General features: G+C 39.2%; 17 protein-coding genes, 1 pseudogene and 1 riboswitch. Of the genes and pseudogenes, 14 read left to right on the forward strand and 4 right to left on the reverse strand.

All coding sequences use genetic code 11. The features are described 5' to 3' along the window. Positions 1 to 124 precede the first annotated feature (124 nt). Positions 125 to 508: a hypothetical protein gene (locus QI30_RS02575; RefSeq protein ID WP_126989385.1), complete on the reverse strand. Its 384-nt coding sequence runs from the start codon at positions 506 to 508 to the stop codon at positions 125 to 127. Between the two features lie 289 nt (positions 509 to 797). Between QI30_RS02575 and QI30_RS02580 the strand changes: the two genes are divergently transcribed. The 5 genes and pseudogenes from QI30_RS02580 to QI30_RS02600 all read left to right on the forward strand — a co-directional run. Further along, positions 798 to 1,556 carry a sigma-70 family RNA polymerase sigma factor gene (locus tag QI30_RS02580; protein WP_158620939.1) on the forward strand — a complete coding sequence of 253 codons (759 nt, stop codon included), beginning with the start codon at positions 798 to 800 and terminating at the stop codon, positions 1,554 to 1,556. 357 nt (positions 1,557 to 1,913) lie between these two features. After that, positions 1,914 to 2,867: a rhodanese-related sulfurtransferase gene (locus QI30_RS02585; protein WP_126989387.1), complete on the forward strand. Its 954-nt coding sequence runs from the start codon at positions 1,914 to 1,916 to the stop codon at positions 2,865 to 2,867. A 228-nt stretch (positions 2,868 to 3,095) separates the two neighbouring features. Next, on the forward strand, positions 3,096 to 4,241 hold the full coding sequence (tnpB, locus tag QI30_RS02590; protein WP_126989461.1) for an IS200/IS605 family element RNA-guided endonuclease TnpB: 1,146 nt from the start codon (positions 3,096 to 3,098) through the stop codon (positions 4,239 to 4,241). 173 nt (positions 4,242 to 4,414) lie between these two features. Beyond that, a complete protein-coding gene (locus tag QI30_RS02595; RefSeq protein ID WP_126989388.1) occupies positions 4,415 to 5,218 on the forward strand; it encodes a GNAT family N-acetyltransferase in 804 nt (267 codons plus the stop codon). Positions 5,219 to 5,221: 3 nt separating this feature from the next. Next, positions 5,222 to 5,332 (forward strand): annotated as a pseudogene (locus tag QI30_RS02600) (acyl-CoA thioesterase); the annotation flags it as partial. Between the two features lie 181 nt (positions 5,333 to 5,513). Here QI30_RS02600 and QI30_RS02605 read toward each other — a convergent pair. Beyond that, positions 5,514 to 6,608, reverse strand: coding sequence for a metallophosphoesterase (locus QI30_RS02605; protein WP_126989389.1), 1,095 nt, complete (start codon positions 6,606 to 6,608; stop codon positions 5,514 to 5,516). 401 nt (positions 6,609 to 7,009) lie between these two features. Between QI30_RS02605 and QI30_RS02610 the strand changes: the two genes are divergently transcribed. The 6 genes from QI30_RS02610 to QI30_RS02635 all read left to right on the forward strand — a co-directional run bounded on the left by QI30_RS02610 (position 7,010) and on the right by QI30_RS02635 (position 16,290). Beyond that, a complete protein-coding gene (locus tag QI30_RS02610; protein ID WP_126989390.1) occupies positions 7,010 to 8,014 on the forward strand; it encodes a DUF2382 domain-containing protein in 1,005 nt (334 codons plus the stop codon). 249 nt (positions 8,015 to 8,263) lie between these two features. Beyond that, the gene (locus QI30_RS02615; RefSeq protein ID WP_126989391.1) at positions 8,264 to 10,627 is read left to right on the forward strand and encodes a DEAD/DEAH box helicase; all 2,364 of its coding nucleotides are present in this window, start codon (positions 8,264 to 8,266) and stop codon (positions 10,625 to 10,627) included. 224 nt (positions 10,628 to 10,851) lie between these two features. Further along, positions 10,852 to 11,838 carry a glycosyltransferase family 2 protein gene (locus QI30_RS02620; RefSeq protein ID WP_126989392.1) on the forward strand — a complete coding sequence of 329 codons (987 nt, stop codon included), beginning with the start codon at positions 10,852 to 10,854 and terminating at the stop codon, positions 11,836 to 11,838. Between the two features lie 2 nt (positions 11,839 to 11,840). Next, the gene (locus QI30_RS02625; protein WP_126989393.1) at positions 11,841 to 12,221 is read left to right on the forward strand and encodes a GtrA family protein; all 381 of its coding nucleotides are present in this window, start codon (positions 11,841 to 11,843) and stop codon (positions 12,219 to 12,221) included. Further along, complete coding sequence (locus QI30_RS02630; RefSeq protein WP_126989394.1) at positions 12,205 to 14,754, forward strand: YfhO family protein; 2,550 nt, start codon at positions 12,205 to 12,207, stop codon at positions 14,752 to 14,754. The genes QI30_RS02625 and QI30_RS02630 overlap by 17 nt, the downstream gene beginning before the upstream one ends. Positions 14,755 to 15,591: 837 nt before the next feature. Further along, entirely contained in the window at positions 15,592 to 16,290 is a 699-nt protein-coding gene (locus tag QI30_RS02635; RefSeq protein WP_126989395.1) for a hypothetical protein, read from the forward strand. A gap of 105 nt (positions 16,291 to 16,395) precedes the next feature. On the opposite strand, the gene QI30_RS02640 is transcribed toward QI30_RS02635, so the two are convergent. Further along, positions 16,396 to 17,808, reverse strand: a complete 1,413-nt coding sequence (locus tag QI30_RS02640; RefSeq protein ID WP_126989396.1) for an amidohydrolase — start codon at positions 17,806 to 17,808, stop codon at positions 16,396 to 16,398. Between the two features lie 129 nt (positions 17,809 to 17,937). Next, on the reverse strand, positions 17,938 to 18,192 hold the full coding sequence (locus QI30_RS02645; protein WP_126989397.1) for a hypothetical protein: 255 nt from the start codon (positions 18,190 to 18,192) through the stop codon (positions 17,938 to 17,940). Between the two features lie 170 nt (positions 18,193 to 18,362). Between QI30_RS02645 and QI30_RS21065 the strand changes: the two genes are divergently transcribed. The 3 genes from QI30_RS21065 to QI30_RS02655 all read left to right on the forward strand — a co-directional run bounded on the left by QI30_RS21065 (position 18,363) and on the right by QI30_RS02655 (position 20,022). Then, a complete protein-coding gene (locus QI30_RS21065) occupies positions 18,363 to 18,491 on the forward strand; it encodes a hypothetical protein (protein WP_255411548.1) in 129 nt (42 codons plus the stop codon). Between the two features lie 19 nt (positions 18,492 to 18,510). After that, positions 18,511 to 18,966 (forward strand): PucR family transcriptional regulator, encoded by a 456-nt coding sequence (locus QI30_RS02650; protein ID WP_158620940.1) that lies wholly within the window; start codon positions 18,511 to 18,513, stop codon positions 18,964 to 18,966. Between the two features lie 11 nt (positions 18,967 to 18,977). Beyond that, positions 18,978 to 19,135, forward strand: a riboswitch (cobalamin riboswitch). 77 nt (positions 19,136 to 19,212) lie between these two features. Continuing rightward, positions 19,213 to 20,022 (forward strand): class I SAM-dependent methyltransferase, encoded by an 810-nt coding sequence (locus tag QI30_RS02655; RefSeq protein ID WP_199754622.1) that lies wholly within the window; start codon positions 19,213 to 19,215, stop codon positions 20,020 to 20,022. Positions 20,023 to 20,039: the final 17 nt, after the last annotated feature.

The following is a 20,039-nucleotide window of genomic DNA, read 5'->3' on the forward strand; positions in this document are numbered from 1 at the left end:
ATATGTGTAACAATCCTCTCCTATGAGCGTAAGAAAACCGGAATCGCGCTACGACGCAGTTCCGGTTTTTCGTTGCGAACGTTAAAAAAGGAAAATGACGTGCTCTGTCCTAGCCTCGTTGCTGTTAATACCAAAATTTTTTATTTGAATCGACATACCCTGTTTGATAATACGTTGTTTTCGTCCATTTGAATTTCGACGACTTCACATAGTAAGTACCACCGCAACTCATGCACCAGCCCTCAAGCTTCACAATTGAATTTTTCTTTACTTTCACTTTTTTCAGCACATAATCCTCCGCATGAGAACGGCCTTTTTTCATCTTATAGACGTAAATTGTTTTTTTGAGCTTGACTGATTTAAAGCCATACCAGCTATTTGGATTTGGTGAAGAATATGATTTTGCTGTTGCAGTAGTTGGCTGTTGATTACTCAATGTAACGGGACTAGCGAATAATGTGACGCCAAGTGCTAATACAGTTGTTACGTTCAAAAAACTTTTTTTCATATACATAAAGCTCCTTTAATAAAGGTTTTTAAAATAATATAGCCAATAAATATGCCCTTTTTCATATGAATATAAACGGATTTTCTTATTTTACTCAAAAAAGAACATTTTGAATTATATTTATAAAATTCATATAAGTCAAATGGCTATTTAAGCGAAAATAATAGTGTAAGAAAACATAAAAATCTCGTGAAATATGGTCCTCTAGATGCCTACTAAACACGTTGTTTTTGCATATAATCTAGTCATAGAAAAAGATTTGAGCTTAAGACGAAAGGTGGATGGCACTATGAGAAAGGTATCAGAAGAAGTTTTACGTGTATGGATAAAGCAGGCACAGCAAAATCGAATTGAAGCAACGGAAAAGATTATTGAGCAATTTACGCCTTTATTAAAGTCGTATGCAAAAAAATATAGTAAACATATGCATGCTTATTTTGAAGATCTTTATCAGGTGGGCGTTGTCGGATTACTACATGCCATTAAAAAGTTTGATTTGACAGCAAAAAATCCATTCTACAGCTATGCAGTGTTATGTATTGTTGGAATGATTAAAAATCATTTTCGAAATTGCACATGGGGTATTAAAGTACCGGCAGCTATTAAGCAAAATTATGCTCGCTTTAAAGATGTATCAGAAGCATTAGAAATTCAACTTAATCGTCGACCTACTATCGATGAAATTGCGGAAGAAATGGACATTACTGCACAGCTTGCGCAACAATTATTTGTGAGTTCTATTCATTATCAATCCTTGTCCTTTGATGGCAACTATAATAAGGATGATGAAAGTTCATTTGATGAGGTCATAGGGCGAGAAGATTTAAATTTTCAGCAAGTAGAATGTGAAACTTTTTTCCAGCAGCTTGAGACGATTTTATCCAGTCATGAAAAAGAAGTGATTTACAAGCTCTTTTTAGAAGAGTGGCCGCAATCGCGTATTGCGAGTTATTTAAATGTATCTCAAATGCAAGTATCTCGCTTACGAAAGCATGCATTAAATAAAATCAAACGAATGCTCGAAAAAGAGCAGCTCAGCTATATTTAATTTATAGACGTGGACGACGATGGGAATTGAAAAATGTATGGTAGCTTATGAAGCGACAAGCCGTTAGGAGTTTTTCTCATTACCAATCAGAAAATAACTATCAAATGACTATCTCATGGAAATATTCATAATTAAACTTTAAGGGTATGTAGCTTCTGACCATACAAAAAAACTCGGTCATTTCAAAGAATTTTAAGGAGTTGTTTTTTGGAGAAGAATCGATGAAAATATAATTTCTTTGCTTTCCTTGCAAAAAAAACGTAGAATATATGATATAGTGCCTTTTTTAAGAGGACGCTGTATGGATTTAATACCTAAATGTATCCTGCAAATATGAGATAGGTGGAAGAAGAAATTATGAATTATCGTGTTTTATTGTATTATCATTATACAACAATTGAGAACCCAGAGTTATTCTCTAAAGAGCATTTAGCTGCTTGTAAAGAAATTGGCTTGAAGGGTCGTATCCTAGTAGCAAATGAAGGTATCAACGGTACAGTTTCTGGTACGGTTGAGCAAACAAATGCATATATGGAAATGATGAAAGCAGATCCTGTATTTAACGGTATCGTTTTCAAAATTGATGAAGCAGAAGGCCATGCATTCAAAAAAATGCACGTACGTCCTCGTCCAGAGCTTGTTAACTTAGGCTTAGGTGAAGATGTAAATCCGCTTGAACTAACAGGTCGTCATTTATCACCAGAAGACTTCTTAGCAGAAATGCAAAAAGAAGACACAGTTGTACTTGACGTTCGTAACACATATGAATATGATGTCGGTCACTTCCGTGGCGCGATTCGTCCAGATGTCGAAACATTCCGTGACACACCAGAGTGGGTCCGCGAAAATCGTCATTTATTTGAAGGAAAAAATGTTTTAACATACTGCACAGGCGGTATCCGCTGTGAAAAATTCTCAGGCTGGATGAAGCGTGAAGGATTTGGTGATGTTGGTCAATTACATGGCGGCGTTGCCACATACGGTAAAGATGAAAAAACAAAAGGCCAACTTTGGGATGGCCAAATGTATGTCTTTGATGAACGTTTAACAGTGCCAATCAACCAAGTTGAGCATGTGGTAGTCGGTCGTGACCATTTTGATGGTGAGCCTTGCGAACGTTATATTAACTGTGCAAACCCAGAATGTAATAAACAAATTTTAGCATCTGAAGAAAATGAAGCGAAGCATTTAGGCGGCTGTACAATCGAATGTACGAAGCATGAACGTAACCGCTACATCGTGCGTCACAATCTTTCACAAGAACAAGTGACAGCGGCAATTGAAGTATTAGAAGCTGAAACAGTAAAATAAATTGTTAAACTAGAGGAGCTACGTTTAGGCGTAGTTCTTTTTTGTTTAAAAATATACATGTTTACACGTAAACAATTTGCTTTTTTATCATTTCTTCGCAGAATACCCCTCCCTCAAGGAACGTAGTGAGGAGGGAGGAGATGAATGCGAACCCAATTATTCTGCCAGTACTAATTTGTTGAAAAGAACATCTGTTCCCGTTATACTATTCAAAAAAAGGAGGTGTCTATCATGCCACATCAAGCGTATAAATTCCGTATCTACCCAAATAAAGACCAACAAGCGTTCATACATCAAACCCATGGGCATTGTCGTTTTGTTTACAACCATTTTCTTGAGTTATGGAATACTTCTTATAAAGAAGAAGGAAAAGGGTTGAATCGTTCCATTATGTCCAAAATGCTCACGAAAATGAAGAAACAAGATGATACGGCATGGCTACGCAACGTAGATAGTGTGGCATTACAAGCCTCTTATGAAAATTTAATCGACGCTTTTCAACGTTTCTTTCAAAAGCAAAATAACTATCCTCGCTTTAAAAGTAAAAAGAATCCAGTTCAAAGTTATACTACGAAGAATACGAATAACAATATTGCGATTATCGGTAATCAAATGAAGCTACCAAAACTAGGACTCGTAAAATTTGCGAAGTCGCGTAATATTGAAGGTCGCATTATGCGCGCAACCATTAAATACAATGCGAGTGGTACGTTTTACGTGTCTGTCCAATGCGAAGTACCAGACTTTAAGCCATTGCCTCAAACAAAGGAAGCTGTAGGAATTGATTTAGGTATCACCGATTTTGCGATTCTGTCTAATGGACGTAGAGTGGATAACCAACGCTTTACAGCCAAAATGGAGCAGAAGTTAAAACGTGAGCAACGCAAATTATCCCGTCGCTATGAGCAAGCAAAAAAAGAGGGTCGTAACCTACGTGAGTGCATGAACTACCAAAAGCAACGTCGTAGAGTGGCTCGTTTGCGTGAGCGTGTCGCGTTTCAACGTGAAGATTTTTTAAACAAGCTATCAACGGCATTGATTCGTCAATATGATGTCATCTGCATCGAAAACTTAAATACCAAAGGCATGTTGAAAAATCATAAGTTAGCGAAAGCGATTAGTGATGTTTCCTGGTCCTCTTTTGTGCAAAAACTGATGTATAAGGCGAAATGGTTCGGTAGAAAAATTGTTGAAATCGACAGATTTTTCCCATCGAGCCAAATTTGTCATACTTGCGGTCATCGAGATGGCAAGAAACCATTAGCTATTCGTGTGTGGACTTGCTCAGCTTGTGGTACGATACTAGACCGAGATATTAATGCAAGTAAGAATATCTTAATCGAAGGGTTAAGACTTTTAAAGCAACAACCGTAGGAACTACGGGGATAGCCTACTAAAAAAAGTGAAGCCGCTGTTTCGAGCAACTGGAAACAAGCAAGCACTGTTCGTAGGAATCTCTCACTTCAAGCAACGTTCGAAGAACGGCTAAGTGGGGGTAGTTCAATAGTATTTGTTATAATTATCCAAATTATAAAAGGGGTGATTCGATGATTCGACTATTAACACAGGCAGACCATGAGCATGTCATGGCACTCGTTAGCGATAAGCCAGCTGAGAATTTGTTTATTATTGGTGACATTGAGGCGTATGGCTATGATGCAGAAATTCAGCAGCTATGGGGCCAATTTGAAGAAGATACGCTAATCGCGATATTACTGCGCTATGACCGCAACTTTATTCCATATAGCAAACGTGATTTTTATGATGTGGATGGCTTTGCGGACATTATTTTACAGCATGATGGCGACTTTGAGCTATCAGGTCTGTTAGAAGTTGTAGCACCACTTAAAGAAAAATTTCAGTTCAAAACGTATCGTGACAGCACATTATATTACGCTAAATGTGAAAAACTAGCTTATGATACGGAGCAGCGTGATTATTCGAATGTAACGACATTACAGCCGCATGAATACGAGGAAAATATTGATATGCTCAAGTCGATACCTGAATTTGTGCATGGCGCATTTTCAATTGAGGTACGAAAGCGCGAAGCAAAAAACAATACCGGTCGTACATACATTTTGCGTAATGATGAAGATGTGATGGTTGCCTCCGCTTCAACAACTGCGGAAAATTCACAGTCGGCGATGATTGTCAGCGTAGGAACGAATCCCCCGTATAAGCGTAAAGGCTATGCAACAATCTGTATGGAGAAGTTATGTAGCGATATGTTTAAAACAGGTCGTACATTATGTTTGTTTTATGATAACCCAGAAGCGGGACGCATTTATAAGCGCCTAGGGTTTGAAGATATTGGCTACTGGTCAATGACACGTTATAACAGGGGGTAAAGTATGAAAAAAATATTAGTGGCAGTGCTTGATTTTCGTGTGAATGTATACGATATTGATGCGATGGGTATCGTTAGTAATCTTGTGTATATTCGCTGGTTTGAGAATTTACGTATGACATAGAAAAACCGGAACTGCGCTGTAGCACGGTTCCGGTTTTTCGTTGCGAACGCTAAAAAAGGAACATGACGTGTTTTGTCCCAGCCACGTTTTTCTGATGGCAAAATAAAACCACCTTTCTTGAAGTGTAGACTGAAAAAGGTGGTTGAATGAGAAGTTAGCGACGATGCGCTTTTTATTTTGGCTTAACGTTTACGATCACATATTCTGAATGATGCTCTGTACGGATTGGGTAGCCCCAGCCGGCGATACCTGACGAGACAATTTGCTGCATATGAGACCAATCCTTTTTACCGTAGCTGACCTGTCCCATTAATTCAATCACATATCCAGCCGGCCAAATTTGCCCACCATGTGTGTGACCAGACATCATTAAATCGACAGCTAGGGCATTATTTTCTTTTGTTTCAACGGGTTGATGGTCCATCAGTAATAAAAAATCATCCGCATCGGTTTTTTTCATTAATTGTGCGGCTGTTTTTCGTGGAGCTAGTGACAAATCGCGGCGACCGATTAATGTGAACTGATCATCAACTGTCTTGATAGCATCATCTAAAATTTTAATGTTATTTTTTGTGATGGCATCATCTAGCTGCTGCTTTGAATAGTTTTTGTTGTTCGAATAGTTGGACTCATCATGATTACCATATACATAATAGGTACCGAATCGACTGTCAATCGTACCGAGCACCTCAAATGCCATCTGAAGTTCATCAAGTGTTGTACGTTCATCGACCAAATCTCCGCCAAGTAGTACAATATCTGGCTTCTGTTGTTCGATTTCACGTGCATATTTTTTAAGACCATTACGATCTAACGTCAGACCGGTATGCAAGTCCGAAATAAAAGCGATTTTATAACCACTTGCCGGAATCGCTTTTTCTGTTTCAACGGTATAGGTTGTTTTGATTGGGTGATGAATATTGTAATAGCCATAGACCATTAGACAAGCTGTCGCAATTAATGGAATAAGTGTAATGTGATGCAACTTTGCAAGTTTTTTAGGTAACCATTTGCGTGTTAGGAGGTAAAGAATATCGCAAACAATTGCTAATGCCGCGATATGAAGCACAATAATAAGCCATGAGCTAAAGAAATTTAACGTTGGTGCCATAACAATCACCGCTAAAACAATACTAATGATGCGAATTCGTTTTGTTTTCTTTTGCGGAAAAAACACATGGAGTGCTCGTCGAATCAACACATAAATGTAATAGGCGAGGGATAGCATAATAATGAGAAAGACGCCAAGTGCAAGAACAAAATTCATAGTGACTACCTCGAACTTTCTTAGAAGGAATTAATACAGTTCGTATTAGAGTTAATTTTAATGAATAGCATGTGCACTATGCAACAATTAGAGCCGATATGACAAGTTGAACTACAAAATAGTGCGCAAAAAATTACTAACTTTGATGAAAGGGCAAGTTAAAAAAGAAAAAAGCATTTTTTTTATAAAAAAACGTAATTTAATGAGTTATTCAATGGATTTATATCATAAAATAGATTTTTTTAAAATTTCTAAAATCCTTATGCGCAGCAATTTCTAAAGAGATTAAGCTCTAAAAAATATAATCTTGTGTTTATTGTTGAAATAACAAGGTAATAAGTAGTGATAAGTAATAAAATTTCAACAAAAATATGCTTTAACATAAACAGGAGGAATGCGAAATGGATACAAACAATAGTAAATTGTACGGAATTTATGATACGGAAGTAGAATTACAGAACGAAATGGATCGCCTTTGTGAACAAGGTTATAGCGAAGAGGATATGTATATCGTTTCTAAACGTAATGACGAGCTATCAATGTATCATGGTTCGGCAGATGTTCATAATGAGCATGCTGAGGAGGGCTCATGGTGGGATCGCTTTAAAGCCTTTATGATGGGTGAAGATTCTGTGCGTAATCAGCACTTTACGCAAATGGGAATTCCTGAAGAGGACCGTGATCGTTATTATGGCGATTTAGAAGCCGGTAAACTATTCTTATACGTTGATAAAGATAAGGGCTACGGCACATATTTTGCAGAAAATTCTACAGGTTATGACACGACAACAGGTACGGTAACAGGTGCAGCTTCAACTAATTATACAGAAAAAGAGCCTACCTTAGACCCGACGAATGATGCAACATTAAATGACACAGCTTATAATACGAATAACGCATTTGATGATACAACGCACAATACGGCATTAAATGAAACGGCACATCATGATGCAACGATTGATGATACGCTAAATCATACGGATGATGAGGAAGCGCGTTTACGTCTTCACGAGGAACAGCTTGAAATTGAAAAGAATCGTGTGCAAACGGGTGAAGTGCAAGTTGATAAGCATGTTGTAGAAGAGGAAAAAGTAATTGAAGTGCCAGTAGAACGAGAAGAAGTGTATATCGAGCGACGCCCAGTAGATGGCACAGCATCGGTAGACACTGATACAGCATTTAATAACGGAACAGAACCGTATGAAAATGATGGTAAAATCCATATCCCTGTTTCTGAAGAACAAATCGAAGTAACGAAAAAAGATGTTGTAACAGAAGAAATCGTGGTCGGTAAACGAAAAGCAATGGATACAGAGCGCGTTTCTGAAACAGTGCGTCGTGAAGAAGCAGATATTACAGATACAACGAATTCGCTTGATCCGACAGATAAAGACCGTCCGCTTTAATGAATGAAACAAACAGTAGGCTAAAATAAGTTATATTCGAAATAGAAGCGTATAAGTAAGGAGGAACCGTGCTTTGGCATGGTTCCTTTTTTGCGTGGAATTGACTAGAAATACGCATTGCATATTAGAAATAATCTAAAAAGGCGTTCATTGGAAGATTGATTAGTTCCTTTCTAGCTATCTTCGTTTCTTTTTTGTGATAAAAGTTTGTTATAATAAGGGAACAAACATTCGGAAAGGAATAGTAATGTGCAAAAGAAAACGATACAAGAAGTTATTTTCGAAATAAAAGAGCGCGTAGAAAAAACACAGCGCAAGCAGGCGCAGCTTAATTGTCGTACTTTTTTACGAAAGCTTGGCTACAAAGCGCGGTCACAGCGACTGATTGATGACGTAGCAAAGGAAGTGGAAAAACAGGGACTCGTATTTGTATTTGAAAAAGGGATTCATAGCTGGAAAGAGATTGACCCAGATGGGACCTTAATCTGGCAGTTAGCGACAACACCAACGAAACAACCTGCTACTTTACAGCGCATTACTTGCGGAGGGCGTTTCCGAGAGTATCCACTCTATGCCTATCAGTTGGAGGCTATTAAAACGATTAATGAGGCCTATCGTAAATACACACAGATGCGAGGGTTATTAGTGTTGCCAACAGGTGGCGGCAAAACAACGACCGCGGTGGAATGGGTGCTACCACATTTATTAAAAGGGAAGCAGGTGCTATGGCTCGCGCATCGACATGAGCTTTTAGAGCAGGCCTATCACGCGATCGTAACAGCGGCACAGTTTCAGCCTAGTGATTTACCGGCTATATCTTATCGCATCATTTCAGGTAAGCATGCGCATAGTAAAACACTTTCGACTGAGCAACTCGTCATTGCAAGTAAGGATAGCTTAGTAGCACATCCGGAGAACCTGGCTCGTTGGGCACAGGAGCAGGATGTGATTGTCATCGTGGATGAGGCACATCACGCGGTGGCAACGACGTATCAACAAGTTATTGAGCAAGTACGGAAGGCTGCTACGACGATGCAAGTACTGGGTTTGACGGCGACGCCATTTCGGACAGATGAAGAGGAAAAGGGCGCGCTCAAAAGGCTTTTTACGCATGATATTATATTTAAACGAGATTTGAAAACATTGATTGCAGCCGGTATGCTAGCAGAACCCATTTTCTTAGATTTGAAGACGGATGTAACAGTAGGCAAGGAAATGACAACAGTGCAAAAGCAAGTAATTGAGCGCTTTGACACATTACCTGATCAAATTGTTACACAGCTCGTTAAAAATCAAAGGCGAAACCATTTGATTGTGAGTGAATATGTACGTAACGCTAAAAAATATCGTAAAACGATTATTTTTGCCATTAATCAGGCACATGCGCTGACACTTCATACGTTAATGCAGCAGCAAGGCGTTAAATGTGGTGTCGTCATTTCACAGCAGGCACAGAAAAACGCAGCTGTCATTAATGCATTTCGAGCAGGAGAGCTCGATGTTTTAATCAATGTGAATATCTTGACGGAGGGAGCTGATTTTCCAGATGTACAGACGGTTTTCCTCGCGCGTCCTACCACATCAAGTATTTTAATGACACAAATGATTGGGCGTGCGCTGCGTGGAAAAGCAGCAGGTGGTACACAGCAGGCCTATATTGTGAGCTTTGTAGATGATTGGATGGAGCATATCACCTGGGCAAACTCGCAGCGTTTAGTTGAAGGACCGGACCGTCTAAATGAGGCAATGGCACACAATCGTGTTGCTACAACAAGGATGATTTCGGCACCGTTAATTGAAAAAATTACAGCTGAATTAGCCAAATCCTTTGATGCTTCCCGGATGACGCATGTGACGTTTTCAGAAAGTGTGCCGATTGGGATGCTAGCATTTTCCTATTTGCTGCCAGATGCTGAGGTACAGGTAGAAATTTTAGTATATGACCATTTAAAAGAAGGCTTTCATCAAATGCGAAAAGAATTGTCACTTGTTTGTGCGGCTTATCCATTAACTGATTATCCAGAGGAACGGGTGCTACGTGCCATTGCACGTGAGCTAGAAGTGCGCTGCTTTACGGGAAATTACCAGGCGCCTACGATTGAACGCCACGATTTAGTTGCTATTATTCGTCGTTATATTCAAACGAAGCAGTTCCCGCCGTTATTTTATTTTACAGAGCGTCAAGAGGTCGATTTAACGGCACTTGCGACCAATATTTTGTCACAAGATATGGGACCAAAAAAGAAAGCGGATTTTTTACAGCACTACTGGCATGAGCATAAGTTTACGCAAATTTATTTCAATTATAATGAATATTACTTTCGCCATTGTGTAGATGGGGAGCTACTGCGTATCGAGCTAGCGCCTCATCGTTTAGAAGATGTATCATTGAAAGTTTGGCGTAAGGAACAACCTGCACTCTACCGTCGTATTGTCGCTGACCTCTTTAGGCAGGCACGTGTCAAAGGTGGCTATAAATGTGAAAAAACAGGCATCGTTAGTGCGGATAAAAAAGACTTTGTGTTAGCGTATCGAACCCCTTTATCGAAGGGAGGTAAGACAAATTTGCAAAATTTACAATTAATTAGCAAAAAATTAACGTTTCCTCGGTAAAAGAGGGAACTTTTTTTTGTTTAAAACGTGATATATGGGAAAGATAGGAATTGGAGGGGAATTTACATACATATGTAACTGCTTGGACAGCAGAAGATTTACATGGAAAAGTATCCATGTGTATTAGTTTTAGTATATTTGCCATATGACTTTTTAAGTAAAGTTTAATAATTAGCTTTTTAGGCAAAGGTATTAGTAGATTCTTATTAAAGGGGGATATTATCATGTCAACGATTTCGTTTATTTTACCGGCATTTAATGAAGAGGAAAATGTGCCGAAAATTTACGAAGCGATCTACAAAGAAGTACAGCAAATGCCGTACGATTACGAAATCATTTATATTGATGACGGAAGTGAGGATAACACGTTAGAAAAAATCAAAGCATTGCAACAACAAGATTGCCATGTGAAATATATTTCTTTCTCACGTAACTTTGGGAAAGAAGCGGCAATTTATGCAGGGCTACAACATGCAGAAGGGGATGCGGTACTACTGATGGATAGTGATCTTCAGCATCCACCGTCTCTTATGCGTGATATGATTTCAGGTTACGAGGCAGGCTATCATCAAGTAGTTGCATGTCGCGACCGCCAAGGTGAAAGTGCGGTTCACCGAGGCATTACCAATTTATTTTATCACTTAATTAATAAAATGAGTTCAGTAGAGCTTGAAAACGGAGCAGGAGATTTCCGATTATTAAGTCGTAAAGCTGTGAATGCATTGTTGTCATTAAGTGAAAATAATCGTTTCTCAAAAGGTCTCTTCGAATGGATTGGCTTATCGAAGAAAAATATTTATTATGAAAATGTTGAACGTCAACATGGCGAAACAAAATGGTCATTTGGTATGCTATTGTCTTATGCCATTGATGGCGTCCTGTCGTTTAATACAAAACCGCTCCGCATTTGTCTTTATTTAGGTTTACTCTTTATGTTTGGTGGTAGCCTGTATATTGCAGCAATGCTAGGAAGTATTTTCATTCAAGGGATTGAAGTTCCAGGCTACTTTACCACAATTTCGGCGGTACTAATTTTAGGTGGTCTACAGCTTGTTAGTCTAGGTGTTATCGGTGAATACATCGGTCATATTTATAATGAGGTAAAACGTCGCCCACACTATATTGTCGGGGAAGCAAATGTAGATCGTTCATTAAAAATTGTGAAATTTGAGCCGAAAAAATTAAAATTAAAACAGAAAAAGAGTAGCTAATAATGAATACAAAAAATGAATATATTAAATTTATTGTTGTTGGCGTTCTGAATACAGCACATTACTATGCGTGGTATGTGCTGTTTTATTCGGTTGTAGGCTTGCCTTATTTGGTAAGTCATATTGTGGCAACAATTATTAGTATGATTGGTTCATATTTTATGAACGTTTATTTTACGTATAGAGAAAAACCGTCGTGGAAATCTTTTTTATTATTCCCATTGACGCAACTTACGAATATTGCCATTCAAACAATTTGTATGTACGTGTTTGTAGACTGGCTCCATTTATCACCTTATTTTGCACCGATTGCAACAGTAATCATTAGTGTGCCTATTACTTTTGTTGTAACGAGGAGGATCATTCGTGTTTCAAAAACGTAAGGCATCTTTAGTCATCATGCTATTTAGTATGATGGCTTTTTCTATCATAGCCCATTTATTTTTCATTATTATGTGGCAGCAAGGATTTGTGATGAAAGGCATTAATGATGGTCTTTCACAAATGTTGCCGTTTAAGCAGTTTATTTATGATAAGTATGTAGCGGGTGATTTTTTCTATGCGGCTGATTTCGGATTAGGAGGCGGCTTTTTTAGCTCCATTGCTTATTATTTCACAACGAATTTATTTTTCTTACCATGGGTACTCTTGACGTGGCTTGCGAGTATGTTAATCGGTTTCACGCCAAATTTTGAATACTGGGCAGCGCTTGTTATACCGATGAGCATTGTCAAACAAACAGCGGTTTTTTATGTGGCATATTTATTTTTACGTAAAGTAACGAATATGCCACGTGGTGCGTATGTCGGAGCGGCTGTTTATGCGCTAAGTCCGTTCTTTTTCCGTCATGAGGTGTATTGGGATATTTTAACGGATTCGCTATTTTGGGTTCCACTTATGTTACTCGGTATCGAAAAAATAATTCGCAAGGAATCTTCACTGCTCTTTATTTTAGCAGTCGCACTTGTTATGATTAGTAATTTTTATTTATCGTATATGACATTATTAATTGGGGCAATTTATGCGATTGCGAGGATGTTCTACCACTTTACAGAAAATGAGCAGCCAGTGAAGAAACAACTATGGCGTTATATCGGAGGCGGTGTGTTAGCAGCGGGCATTGCAAGCTTTGCCTTTATTCCAGCGGCCTATAGCTTTATTGGCAATGTGAGACCACCATATAAAGACGCGATTAAATTATTTGATATAAACGATGATATTTTTACGAATCCGCGTGTACTATGGGTTCCAGTCTTTATTTTTGTGCTATTTTTCGTTAAGGAATTGTATCAACATCGTTTATTCCGCTTCTTTGCGGTGTTGTCCATTGTCGGTATTATAGCGCATTTTATTCCGTATGTAGGCAGTATGTTTAATGGCTTTTCAGCACCTCAACAGCGCTGGGAATCGATTATTATTTTGAGCTTCGGGGCGATGCTTGCGATTGCGCTAAATAGTGCCAGCTATTGGCATTTCAAACGTTGGCCATTAATCGCGGCTATTTTATCAATTATGACATTATTTTTATATAAATGGTTATCACCTGATCATGCTATTTCAAATGGCTTGATAATTATCTCACTACTATGGCTCGCCTTTTTCATCGTCTTTTACTATCGTAAATGGGCATTTAAATGGCTAGCGGTCAGTATAGTCATTGTTGTATTAATCGCGGCGAATATTTTCTCGGCCAATTTAGCAAATGGTGGTGAAGGGGTAGCGACAAAATCGTTTATTTATTCACAGGCGTATCACGCACATGAACAAGAAAACCTTGTACAATGGATGCAACAGCAACTGACATCAACGGATAATCGTATTGATTGGCTTGTACCAACGCGTAATAATACGCCAATGGTCCAGGATTTTAAAGGAACGAGCGTTTATTCAAGTATTTTAAATGGTGATTTACTGCATTTTTATTTGCGTGATTTACAAATTGATATGGGGCGAGAAAGTGTCAGCCGTTATGGCACACTTGGTAATCGTACGAATTTAATGGCGCTTGAGCAAGTGCAGTTTTATATGCGTCCTAGCAGCGACGAATCTGTGCCATACGGTTATGAGCTGGCAAAACAAACAACGAATTACCGTGCATACGAGAACACAGATTTATTACCCGTGTTCCGTGTGACAAATGAATCGTATAATGAGCAGGCTCTTGAAAAAGCACCGGTACTTGCAAAAGAGCAGGCGATGCTAAAAGGTGTTATTCGCGAAGCCGGTACGATTACGGCACCTGAAGTCGCAACGATACCTATTAAGCAGACGAAGGTTGAAGGCGCTACATGGTTAAATAATGAATTGATTGTCGACGGAGAATCAGGTCACATTCAATTAACATTAGATACACCAAAGCGTATGAAAACGCTATATGTTCAAATGCATATTGAAGGAATTAAACATCCAACAGGCTTTACACTTCAAGTGAATGAATATAAAACAACACGTAAAAAATCAAATTCGATTTATCGAACAGGTTTTAATGATGTGACAGTCGCTGTAAATGCAGCGAAAACGGTGACCATCACGCTGCCTAAAGGGCATTATCAACTAGGTGATTTAGCGATTTACGGGGAAGATTATCAAACACTTGATAAAGCACTTGAGCGTAAAAACACAGCGCAGATGATTTGGGATGATGGCAAGGCCTTTGGGGAAGTTACGGCACAAGATGGTGATGTGCTCGCAACCTCTATTCCATATGGCAAAGGTTGGCGTGCAACTGTTGACGGTAAGAAAGTAGCGGTGGAAAAAGTGAATTATGCATTTGTTGGCATTCCACTTGAAAAAGGCAAGCATACGGTCGAGTTCACGTATTTACCACCGTATTGGCCAATTGCCGCCTGGCTTTCAATTTTGTCAGTCCTTGTATTGCTCGTATTAAGAATATATAAAGCTAAAAAAATGAACTAACGAGACAATATAAAAAGAAAAAGACACTTTCAAAGGGGATAAAACCTTTGGAGGTGTTTTTTGATGGAAAAACAAGTGTATTCATACGAAACAAAAATGAAAGCCACTCAAGATGAAGTTGGCAAATGTGACAGTGAATGAAATGGTGAGGTATGTGGGATTAAAAATAACACACAAATTTATTAATGGATGAAATGGTGTAAAGACGGAGATGTGCATCGGTTACAACAACCTCTTGGAAAACAATACAGCTATTGGAAAGGCATATCTAAAATGACTTTGCCTGATTATTAGCACTCAATCAAAAAAGGCGTTATCATGAGCATGCCCTTCAAGCATATATCAACTATGATAATCATACGCGAATTTTGGCAAAGTTAAACCCCAGTTGCATACCGGAAAAAGAGGGTTTAACAAGAATTTGACGGCGACTCCTAGGGGAGCCCTAGCCCTTAGCATGAGTGGAAGACCCCGCAGTGAGCTTGCGAGCGAGGAGGCTTTCACCATGCCCCAGGAAAGCGTCCGTCAAATTCAGTTGAAAGATATTGTTTTTTCTTTGTCTCACTTTCGTGGGTCAGTTCAAACATTTGTAGGTATTTTTTGATGGAAAAAAAGTGTATTCATACGAAACAAAACGGAAAGCCATTAGAGGTGAAGGAATAGAAAGCCGGTGAAATACATCATAAAATGGAGCTAGATGTTTGTTCTAGTATCTTTTTAAGTGTTTATAACTATAATTTAATAACCAAAAAAGGATAATATTTCTATATAAAAAAGTAATTTTAATGCGTAAAATTGTATATGTATTAATTTTTTTATAAAGGAGTCCTATTTTTTATGAACGCAGCAAAAGTTTTAAGCATGATTTCGATTGTCTGGAATGCGCTTGTTTTAATTACGGTGGCAAGCTCTGGGGTATTTCTAACAGCAATACTACTTGCAGATCAACCATCACGTGAGACAGGCTACATCGTTTTCGTATGGGCAATCTTTTTTGCAATTATTCTTTATTTACTCGCTATTCTTGTGTTATCTATTTTTGCACACAAAAGCATCAATACCGCAACAGAGGGTGGCTGGGCGATTTATTTAATCGTATCTGGTATTTTTACAAACTGGTTTGCGGTAGTTGCCGGTATTTTATTAGCAGCAAATCCTTCTCAACAAATCACAGCGCAGGGTCATTATAAAATGGCGCGTGGCTTTATTACCGCTTCTATTGTTTGGAATGCACTGATTGTTTTGGCGATTATCGTGCTAAACATCGTGATTTCATTTATTGAAGGTCAATCATTTGGGGATGCAATCATTAGCGTCGTACTAGCTGGCTTCCCAATTATTGCCGGTATTATTTTTATTATGTTAAACATCTTTGCGCGTAAAGCCATTGGAAAGCCTACGCAAAAAGGTTGGGGTATCGCAATGATTGTTATTGGCGTATTTACAAATATTTTTGGACTTATCGCTGGTATTTTACTTGTGACAGCAAAAGAACAAGCTAGTGAAAAAAATGTGGCAGAGCCTGTGTTAAATTAATTGCGTCATTAAAAGAGGTTGGGACAAAACACGTCATGTTCCTTTTTTAGCGTTTTTCTTATGTTCATAGGAGCTGTCTTACATGTATAAAGCCGCATTTTTTCATTATGCAACGGGCTGTGGCGGCTTGACATCATCTGGAATAGCGGGTTTATACGTAATACCGGCACGATTTCGGTCAAATTCCTCACGTGCTTTTTGAATAATATCAGGATTTGTGAAGCTATCAAGTGCGGCACCTGCCATAATTTGTGCGGCTAAATGCATACCCTTCATGCCGATGCTAGAGCCGAACGATGCGGTAGCCTGCCACGTATGTAGCTGAACAGCAGACGGCGCACAAGTGGTCATGATTTGGCCCATTGGTGTAATCCAAGACACATCGCCAATATCAGATGAGCCCGGCATTGGAATGCGGAACATCTGGGGAATATGCTGGAAGCCTTGTGCTAAATCGGTCGTTTCTTGAAAGCCCATCTGCGCCATCGATGCTTTAGAGCCTGCTACAACCGATGGATCAATATTTTGTTGTAATGTTCTAGCAAAGGCTTGTTCCTCCGCTGTATACGAAATGTCTGGTAAGAGCTGTGCATTGTCATACATGACTTCATTTAATGTTAGATTTGGCAGCGTATCATAGCACCCCGCTTTAATTTCTGCGGTCACTGTCGTTTCCGTCATCATTGCTGCACCCTCTGCCACTAAATGCAGGCGGCGTAATAAATCATCTACTTCCGCGCGATTTTTCCCACGTAGAAAGTACAGTACGCTGGCGTTATCTGGGACAACATTTGGTGCTAAGCCACCATTTGTAATTTGATAATGAATGCGCGAACCATCTGGCACATGCTCACGCAAATAGTTGGCGCCAACATTTGTTAGCTCTACGGCATCAAGCGCGCTACGACCTAAATGAGGGGCGGCTGCTGCGTGCGCTGTTCGTCCATGGAAGAAAAACTCTACACTTGATAGTGCCTGCATCGATAAATTCGTTGTCATATTAAATGTACCAGGATGCCATGTGTAAACAAGGTCTAAATCGTCAAAGACACCGGCACGTGCCATAAAGGTTTTCCCTGATAAGAGCTCCTCAGCTGAGCAGCCATAGTAACGGAGTGTCCCCTCGATATGATGCTCCTCCATATACTTTTTAAGTGCAATCACCGCTTCAAGCCCCGCAGTGCCAAGTAAGTTATGACCACAGCCATGGCCAGGCGCATCCTTTTCAAGCGGCTCGAGCGTAGGAGATACCGCTTGTGATAAGCCAGGCAGTGCATCAAACTCGCCTAAAATTCCGATGATTGGTGAGCCACTACTGCATTCAGCAACAAAGGCCGTTTCGACCTCACCAATATTTGCGCTGACACGAAAACCAGCTTCTTTGAGTGTTTGCTGTTGTAAAGTAGAGGCATAGCGTTCACTATAGCCAAGCTGTGGATGGTCCCAAATATCTTTTGCAATCGACGCAAATTGGTGTTGTGAAGCAGTCATCGCGTCGAATAATTGTTGTTTTGACATGGAAATCCCTCTTTTCCTAAAGTTGTGGTTCGTTTACAGGTAATAGTTTTTTTTCTTTCCTGGCAATGTAAAGGCAATATGACAGACACCTCCTTTTTTCGAATAGTATAACGAGAACAGATGTTCTTTTTAACAAATTAGTACTGGCAGAATCATTGGGTTCGCATTCATCCCCTCCCTACTCACTACGTTCCTTGAGGGAGGGGTATTCTGCAAAGAAATGATAAAAAAGGCACTAATCGCAAGACCAAGTTGTGTTTCTGTAAGTTGTAAATCTTTACCCATATTAACAAGCGCTAAACTAATAGCCGTTCGGTCAACATACGACACAATCCATGCAAAAAACAATGCGGCGAGAATCCACTTACTCTTATCTTTTTTCATTTGGAAATACCTACCTTTAGAAGATGTACCTTTATCATAAAAAAATCTTTCTTAATAATCATTGGATAAAAAAATCGAATTTTCTAATAAAAATTGTGACATCTTCCAATAAAATTTGTTTTAATTAGAATAAATACTATATGTTGTGCATATAAGGGGGACAATATGACATGAGAAAGCCACAACAGTGCTATATTTTTCATCAAGGCGCGTATGAACGTACCGAACATTGCCCGACTAGAATTTGGCAGCAGCAATGGGATCCAAGCAACCGATGCTATACGTTATACCAGCTATAGGGAACTTTTATTTGTATAAGTGAAGCACTATATACTTTGCGAAAAAGTAACAACTGATAGACAGGAGCAAGCGTTGCGCCTTTGTGTGACCTTTTTTATTAAAACGTATGAAGAGGCGGAAAATACGCTTCATTATATGCAAATGCGTAAACAAATTGGCGTGCTATATTATGAAAAGTTAGGTGTCAATCAATTGTTTATGAAGCAGGACCCAGAGGCGATTACGCAGTTTTTAACGCAAACACTCGCCCCCCTTCAAACGCCACGTGCACAGGCTAGTGAGCTAGAGGAGACGCTGCGAAGCTATATCTATCACAGTCGTTCTATTACAAAAACTGCAGCTGCGCTTCATATTCATCAAAATACGCTCTATCATCGTCTTACGAAAATCGAAGAGCTTGTGCAAATGAATTTAAATGATTGGAACGATTATCTAGCATTATCACTCGCATTTCATCTACAACAATTTGAGTAATCATGCTATGCTTTAACTATCAAGTATTCATTCATATAGGGAAATGAGTGCAAAGCTCATGCAGCCCCCGCTACTGTAATGCTGACGACTTCACAAAAACCACTGAAAGGGAAGGTGTGAACGAGGATGATGCACAGCCAGGATACCTATTGCAATACTTGAATCACATGCTTTTCGGTGGGAGAAGCAGGGGCTTTTTTGTCGCTCCTTTTTTCAACCAAAGTCAGGCAACAAGGAGTGAACAGAATGCAAGGCCCATTAAAAATTGATTTTGAAAAAATATGGCAAGAAGGTATGCACGACTGGCAAGGGAATATGCCGGAGCGAATGGTTGATGACGCACTCGAAGAAGATTTCTGGCGTCAATCCATGCAACGTAAAAAGCCGAAACAAACCGATGCCCATGCTATCCCTATTTTTGACGCAATGAAGACGCATATTTCCCCGCAGGACTCTGTACTTGAAATCGGTCCGGGTTGGGGTAATTATACCTTTCCATTAGAAGAGTATGCGGCTAGTCTAAGCTGTGTGGATAGCTCAAAAAGCGTACTCAGTTATTTAGCACAGTATACAAATGCAGCACTTATTCACGGAAAATTTGAAACATTGCCTCTTGAGCCACATGATGTTGTCGTAGGGGTCAATTGTTTTTACCGTATGTATCATATGAATGCAACCTTACGAAAGATGAATGCGCTCGCACGAAAAAAGGCGATTATCGGTATGACAACAGGACCTATCCAGCCGCATTATGAAGTACTAGATAAGCAGTTTGGCTATGCTATTAAATATCCACGCCGAGATTATATTGAAATTTTAAATATGCTGTATCAGCTTGGCATTTTTGCCGATTGCCAAATGTTGCCGCTTGAACGCATTTATACATATCCAACAAAGGAAGCCTTACTGACCGCACAAAGTAAAAAAATTCGCGACAATGCGTATCAGCTTGAGCATGTTGAACAGGCGTTGGCTGATTTTGTTACCTATGACGGGGAGCAATATATATACAAGCATCGTTTTTATGCGGCTATTATTTCATGGACACCACAATAGAAAAAAACGTAGACATG

The sequence above is a fragment of the Candidatus Kurthia intestinigallinarum genome (genome assembly GCF_003991225.1).
In the GTDB taxonomy this organism is placed as follows: Bacteria; Bacillota; Bacilli; order Bacillales_A; family Planococcaceae; genus Kurthia; species Kurthia populi.

What these genes read in the sequence shown, in the direction of transcription:
- QI30_RS02575 (WP_126989385.1), bottom strand. Translation starts at nt 508, where the DNA reads ATGAAAAAAAGTTTTTTGAACGTAACAACTGTATTAGCACTTGGCGTC.
- QI30_RS02580 (WP_158620939.1), top strand. Translation starts at nt 798, where the DNA reads ATGAGAAAGGTATCAGAAGAAGTTTTACGTGTATGGATAAAGCAGGCA.
- QI30_RS02585 (WP_126989387.1), top strand. Translation starts at nt 1,914, where the DNA reads ATGAATTATCGTGTTTTATTGTATTATCATTATACAACAATTGAGAAC.
- QI30_RS02595 (WP_126989388.1), top strand. Translation starts at nt 4,415, where the DNA reads ATGATTCGACTATTAACACAGGCAGACCATGAGCATGTCATGGCACTC.
- QI30_RS02605 (WP_126989389.1), bottom strand. Translation starts at nt 6,608, where the DNA reads ATGAATTTTGTTCTTGCACTTGGCGTCTTTCTCATTATTATGCTATCC.
- QI30_RS02610 (WP_126989390.1), top strand. Translation starts at nt 7,010, where the DNA reads ATGGATACAAACAATAGTAAATTGTACGGAATTTATGATACGGAAGTA.
- QI30_RS02620 (WP_126989392.1), top strand. Translation starts at nt 10,852, where the DNA reads ATGTCAACGATTTCGTTTATTTTACCGGCATTTAATGAAGAGGAAAAT.
- QI30_RS02625 (WP_126989393.1), top strand. Translation starts at nt 11,841, where the DNA reads ATGAATACAAAAAATGAATATATTAAATTTATTGTTGTTGGCGTTCTG.
- QI30_RS02635 (WP_126989395.1), top strand. Translation starts at nt 15,592, where the DNA reads ATGAACGCAGCAAAAGTTTTAAGCATGATTTCGATTGTCTGGAATGCG.
- QI30_RS02640 (WP_126989396.1), bottom strand. Translation starts at nt 17,808, where the DNA reads ATGTCAAAACAACAATTATTCGACGCGATGACTGCTTCACAACACCAA.
- QI30_RS02645 (WP_126989397.1), bottom strand. Translation starts at nt 18,192, where the DNA reads ATGAAAAAAGATAAGAGTAAGTGGATTCTCGCCGCATTGTTTTTTGCA.
- QI30_RS21065 (WP_255411548.1), top strand. Translation starts at nt 18,363, where the DNA reads ATGAGAAAGCCACAACAGTGCTATATTTTTCATCAAGGCGCGTATGAA.
- QI30_RS02655 (WP_199754622.1), top strand. Translation starts at nt 19,213, where the DNA reads ATGCAAGGCCCATTAAAAATTGATTTTGAAAAAATATGGCAAGAAGGT.